Here is a 6277-nt window from a genome sequence, read left to right on the forward strand (position 1 = left end):
GTAAAGTGTTACGGTTTTAAAATCAATATTGTAAAGCAGATATTGGCTAAGTCAGTCATTGTGATAAAACACAAAGCGTGCAAATTCCTGTACGCCAGTGATTAATTAAATGAGCTAATAGCGCAACATTAAGGAGTTTTTATGTCTGAAAGTAGTATTGTAATCGTTGCAGCAAAACGTACCCCTATGGGTGGATTTGTGGGAAGTCTGGCACCTATGAGTGCCACAGAACTAGGGGCTTGCGCCATTCAAGCTGTGTTAGAAGATACTCAAAACTCGTCCACAGTATCATCACATATTGATGAAGTGATAATGGGATGTGTGTTGCCAGCCGGCTTAGGGCAATCACCAGCCAGACAAGCTTCGTTAAAAGCAGGACTGCCCTTGGCAACTGGCGTAACAACCATTAACAAAGTCTGCGGCTCAGGTATGAAAGCTCTTATGTTAGCCCATGATCTGATTAAAGCAGGCACCGCAGAAGCAATAGTAGCGGGCGGTATGGAGAGCATGAGCAATGCTCCTTATCTATTACCTAAAGCTCGAACTGGTTATCGTATGGGGCATGGGCAGGTGATTGACCACATGATGATGGATGGCTTAGAAAATGCCTATGATGGACAAGCTATGGGTTGCTTCGCTCAAGCAACGGCTGATGCACAACACATCACACGCGAACAAATGGATGAGTTTGCTTTAGCCAGTTTACACAAGGCCAACATCGCACAAGATGCAGGTTTGTTCGTTGATGAAATTACTCCTGTTACTATCAAAAGTCGCAAAGGAGATCTACTAATTGATAGTGATGACGGCCCAAAACAAGCGAAGCCTGAAAAAATAACCAGTTTACGGCCAGCATTTAAAAAAGACGGTACAGTGACTGCCGCCAACTCAAGTTCTATCTCTGACGGTGCTGCTGCTTTGCTGGTTATGTCTGAAAGCAAAGCTAAAATATTAGGCCTGACACCTTTAGCTAGAATTGTTGCACACAGCTCTCATGCTATTGAACCTGAAAACTTCACTATTGCACCTGTTGGCGCCATGCAAAAATTATTTGTTAAAACAGGTTGGACTCACGAAGAAGTAGATTTGTTCGAGATTAACGAAGCCTTTGCCATGGTGACTATGCTTGCCATTAAAGATCTTGGATTAGACCCTGATAAAGTTAATATCAAAGGTGGAGCTTGTGCACTTGGACATCCCATCGGCGCATCTGGTGCACGGATTATAGTCACATTATTACACGCACTTAAACAAAATAATCTGAAGAAGGGTATCGCTTCTTTATGTATTGGCGGTGGAGAAGCTACCGCAATAGCGTTTGAAATGATGTAAACCCAATCTTAATTTATGTTGAAGTTGAGCTGCATCAATTATATGCAGCCCAATTCATTCAGGGAAACCGACCATTTTGTATGGGTTATTAATACTATTGCATCGTATTATCTCTTGCACCGCCTTTGTTTAGCCGCCCATCATCACGTTCTTAATGATGTAACCTACTCATCAGTAGATGTATCAACATTTATCGCTGCAGATGAAAATATCTTCTGAAAATATTTCCTATGGTGCAGATCCCTTGCAATAAACCTTACTTTTGCGAGCTAAAACGTTTAATAAGTTTGAGTATAAACGACTATATCCATTGGTTATTTTGATCCACGACGGTCGTTGGTCAAGTAAATATAATACTAAGCGTACTTTTGCTTCAATTATTGGGTTGGCTCAATCCGTTTTTAATGTGTAGTCATTGGAATATCGTCGAAGTGGGCAAATAGGATGCGGTTTTCCAAAGACTAATAATGATGGAAAAACTGGCATTCTCATTTCAGCCACTTATATTCGCACTGAGTTTGATTTAATTAATTGTGCTAGTGGGACATCATGCTGGTGGCGAAATCTAACAACTAAAAAGTGTGGTTGGTTTAGCTGCTATTACTGACATTGTCCCGTATGCTGCAGGCTCTACTAGGTCACAAATTGGCTCAGTACTGCATACAAGGTATGCCAAAAGATAGACTAAGTGATCACCACATGGCTAACCCAGTTAAACAATTATTACATGTTTATGCCATTACTTCACATGACAAAAAAGATACTGTTGCAGCAGCATTGAGGTGAAACAAGTTTGAGCGCAAGGTCGTCATGTCTGAAGGAGAAGGGCATTATGACTGGATCCACAAAGGCTCTGCAGCTTTTAGAATATTGAACCAACAAGTAAACGGATTAGCAAAATGAATTTTGATGAGATTATTACTTTAGACAAAGCCGATCCTCTGGCTAAAAAGCGCCTTGAGTTTGATCTTCCGGCTGACACCATTTATTTGGATGGTAATTCATTAGGAGCCTTACCTAAATCAGTCAAACCAAGAGTGGCAGAGGTAATCAGCCAGCAGTGGGGAAATGACCTAATTAAAAGTTGGAATAGCCATAATTGGATTGATTTGCCTATTCAAGTAGGTGAAAAAATAGCGCCTATTATTGGTGCGGCTCAAGGGCAAGTGATTTGTTGTGACTCTATATCTGTCAATTTATTTAAGGTGCTATGTAGTGCGCTGAAATTAAACTCAGAACGCACAGTAGTATTATCTACAAAAGACAATTTTCCAACTGATCTGTACATGGTGCAAGGGCTAAGTGACTTGTTGGGGGCTGGTTCATGCCAGCTTGAAATCGTGGAAGAGCAGGACATACAGCAAAATTTAACCAGGTCTGTGGCGGTATTATTGCTAACCCAGGTCAATTTTCGTACGGGCATGCTATTGGATATGGCGAAGCTGACTCAAATCGCTCATGACAAAGGTATTTTAGTGATCTGGGATTTGGCTCATAGTGCCGGTGCTTTGCCTGTAGAACTAGACAACAGCAAAGCGGACTTTGCTGTTGGTTGTGGCTACAAATATCTTAATGGTGGACCGGGTTCACCGGCCTTTTTGTACGTAGCCAAACGCCATCAAGTAACAGTTAAACAACCATTATGTGGATGGATGGGGCATGCAAATCCGTTTGCTTTTGATCCTAACTATGTACCTTCACATGATATTAATCAATTTCAGTGTGGCACGCCTAGTGTGATATCTATGAGTGCCTTGGATGCGGCTCTCGATGTGTGGCAAGACGTAGATATGTTACAGATTAGGACTAAGTCTGAGACGCTAGCTGATACATTTATTGCGCTTATTAAAATGAACCCATGTCTGCATGAATTGACCTTGTGTTCGCCTGATGTTGCTCAGCTCAGAGGCAGCCAACTGGCTTTCTCGCATGACGCTGCATTTGCCATTTGTCAGGCATTAATTGCAAAAGGTGTCATTGCTGATTTTCGCGCACCAAATATATTGCGTTTTGGCTTTACACCACTTTATACCTCTTTTGAGGATATATGGCGGGCGGTGGCAATATTGGTCAATATTGTAGAAAGTGAGCAGTATAAAGAACCACGTTTTAGTATCACGTTAAAAGTGACTTAGGTTTAAGACTAAATAATAGTTGAGTGATTTTTCAGCAAGCCTCTGGAATATTAATGAAGGATTGTTTGCAGACTAGTAAACGAGTGACTATTATCGGCGAAAATCTTGGCGTTTCCTATATTACGCTATCTCTTAGCATTGAGTTTAAAGTAACAACCAGCTCTCTAATGCAGGCGATGGCATCCACTTTTTTGGGCCTTCCAACAGCTAGTAATCGTTGATATGTCTTGTCAAAAACAGGATTACTGCTGAATAGCAGACATTATAGCCATGTATAAGATGGTTCTTACTTAATGCCTACCACCTTGTATTTTTCTGCGGCCTTTATAACGGCCACTCCTCGATTCATGGGAGCCATAACGACTAATGCTGACGCTTGTTTACTGCTTGTATAACCTAACTCAGGTAAGTTACTAATAGTACTTTCGTGTTTTTCATCAATTGAATTCATCGATAACTAATACTTAACGTTTAAAAGAACATCGTATACATAGTTAAAACAAGATTGAATGTAGAAAAGTTTAAATCGGTCGGTATAAACAATAGGGTATGGGAGTCATGTTATAAATTGTTGGCCAATCAAAAAAATGGCTTAAAATACTAAATATTCATAGAAAGTGTTTAAAAACAAATAAACCCACAGTAATAAATTACTGTGGGTTTATTATTTGGTGGTCGCTACTGGGCTTGAACCAGTGACCCTCGCCTTGTAAGGGCGATGCTCTCCCAACTGAGCTAAGCGACCGAAATGGGTGTGAAGAAACGATTATTATCGGTTCTTTTTTATTATGTGGTGGTCGCTACTGGGCTTGAACCAGTGACCCTCGCCTTGTAAGGGCGATGCTCTCCCAACTGAGCTAAGCGACCTAATTATCTTTCTTCCCAGCCTTGGCCGGTAAGAGGAGCGCTATTATAGGTATGAGTTATTGACTGTCAACATCTAAATGACAATTATCGTTTTATTGGATAAAAAGCATCCACTTTTGAAGTGAAGCATATGTTTTAGTCTTAAAACAGGTTTGATCTACCCTCACTCTTTTGTCCTAAATGACTTTTTGTTGATATAAATTCCCTTGATTGACTGATAAAATCCTTATAATTATTTTGTATAGGTTTTTATTTATATGACAACAGTTACCCGTTTTGCTCCAAGTCCCACAGGTTACCTTCACGTTGGCGGTGCGCGTACAGCACTTTATTCATGGTTATACGCTAAAGGTAAAGGTGGCAAATTTATATTACGTATCGAAGACACTGATATTGAACGTTCTACCCAAGCTGCTATCGACGCAATCCTTGAAGGCATGCAATGGTTAGGCTTAGATTGGGATGAAGGACCGTTTTATCAGACTCAGCGTTTCGATCGGTACAACCAACTCATAGACCAATTGTTATCCGAAGGTAAAGCTTATAAGTGTTTTATGCCTTCTTCAGAGTTAGACGCCATTCGTGAACAACAAATGGCTAATGGCGAAAAACCTCGTTATCCGGGAACGTGGCGTGAACGCACTGACCACCCTCAAGACCAACCTTTTGCTATTCGTTTTAAAACACCACAAGAGGGTAGTGTATTAATTAAAGATCATATTCGCGGTGATATCGCTATCGCTAACAGTGAGTTAGATGATTTGATTATTCGGCGTTCTGACGGTGCACCTACTTATAATTTTTGTGTCGTGGTAGATGATTGGGATATGGGTATTACACACGTGGTTAGAGGCGAAGATCACATCAATAATACACCACGTCAAATTAATATATTAATGGCTTTGGGCGCACCGATACCCCAATACGCACACGTATCGATGATATTAGGTGACGATGGTAAAAAATTATCAAAACGTACTAATGCAGTAGGCGTAATGGAATTCAGGGATGAGGGTTATCTACCTCAAGCCTTGTTAAATTATTTAATACGTCTTGGTTGGTCACATGGTGATCAGGAAATTTTTTCATTAGAGGAAATGATTGAGTTATTTTCGTTAGATGCAATTGGTCAATCTGCGTCTGCATTCAATACCGATAAGTTAATTTGGTTAAACCAACATTATATGAAAACTCTGCCTGCCAAAGAGGTGGCTGAACATGCCAAATGGCATTTTGCTCAACAAGGTATCGATATAACTCAAGGTCCAGCTTTAGAAAACGTTATTTCCGTGCAGGCCGATCGCGTAAAGAATTTAAAAGAGTTAGCTCAAATTAGCGGTTACTTCTATCAAGAATATGAAGCTTTTGATGAAAAGGCAGCTAAAAAACACCTTCGTCCGGTTGCTAAAGAGGCTTTGCTGCTGGTCCAAAGTAAATTGTCAGCTTTAACTGAGTGGAATACTGAGTCTATTCATAATGCAATTAATCAAACTGCTGAAGAATTAGAAGTAGGGATGGGTAAGGTAGGAATGCCATTACGTGTAGCCGTTACTGGTGCAGGTAATTCGCCAGCATTAGATTTAACATTAAATTTACTAAAACCGGCACAAATCGAACAACGTATAAGCAAAGCGCTGGAATATATAGCAAACAGAGAAAATTCCTGAAAAAAGCGTTGACATAAAAAGTGCAGATGCCTAAACTGCGCCCCGCTGTCAAGGAACGACACCTGCTAGTTGGGTTGAAGCGTAAACTTAGCGAATAAGTTTGGGGCCATAGCTCAGCTGGGAGAGCGCTTGCGTGGCACGCAAGAGGTCGGCGGTTCGATCCCGCCTGGCTCCACCAATATCAAGGATTATTTACTACCGCCTAGGCCAGTAGATAAAAGATAAGAAAAGATAGAAATTTTGTTTTGTAAAAAATAATTATAAGATTGTTAATAC

3 protein-coding genes, 3 tRNA genes and 1 pseudogene are annotated in these 6277 nt (G+C 40.6%); 4 read left to right on the top strand and 3 right to left on the bottom strand.

Annotation, left to right across the window (positions count from 1 at the left end; all coding sequences use genetic code 11):
* Window positions 1-141: 141 nt before the first annotated feature.
* On the top strand, window positions 142-1332 hold the full coding sequence (locus tag QZ562_RS08460; RefSeq protein ID WP_293759154.1) for a thiolase family protein: 1191 nt from the start codon (window positions 142-144) through the stop codon (window positions 1330-1332).
* 899 nt (window positions 1333-2231) lie between these two features.
* On the top strand, window positions 2232-3467 hold the full coding sequence (kynU, locus tag QZ562_RS08465) for a kynureninase (RefSeq protein ID WP_293759155.1): 1236 nt from the start codon (window positions 2232-2234) through the stop codon (window positions 3465-3467).
* Between the two features lie 115 nt (window positions 3468-3582).
* Here kynU and QZ562_RS08470 read toward each other — a convergent pair.
* From QZ562_RS08470 to QZ562_RS08480, 3 genes and pseudogenes are all read right to left on the bottom strand, one after another.
* Window positions 3583-3891 (bottom strand): annotated as a pseudogene (locus tag QZ562_RS08470) (transposase); the annotation flags it as partial.
* A 245-nt stretch (window positions 3892-4136) separates the two neighbouring features.
* Window positions 4137-4212 (bottom strand) — tRNA-Val (locus tag QZ562_RS08475).
* A 46-nt stretch (window positions 4213-4258) separates the two neighbouring features.
* Window positions 4259-4334 (bottom strand) — tRNA-Val (locus tag QZ562_RS08480).
* 257 nt (window positions 4335-4591) lie between these two features.
* Here QZ562_RS08480 and gltX point away from each other — a divergent pair.
* Together gltX and QZ562_RS08490 are read left to right on the top strand one after the other, a co-directional pair.
* Entirely contained in the window at window positions 4592-6001 is a 1410-nt protein-coding gene (gene gltX, locus QZ562_RS08485) for a glutamate--tRNA ligase (RefSeq protein ID WP_293759157.1), read from the top strand.
* Window positions 6002-6103: 102 nt separating this feature from the next.
* A tRNA-Ala gene (locus QZ562_RS08490) sits at window positions 6104-6179 on the top strand.
* Window positions 6180-6277 lie beyond the last annotated feature (98 nt).

The sequence above is a fragment of the uncultured Paraglaciecola sp. genome (assembly GCF_913058035.1).
GTDB lineage: Bacteria > Pseudomonadota > Gammaproteobacteria > Enterobacterales > Alteromonadaceae > Paraglaciecola.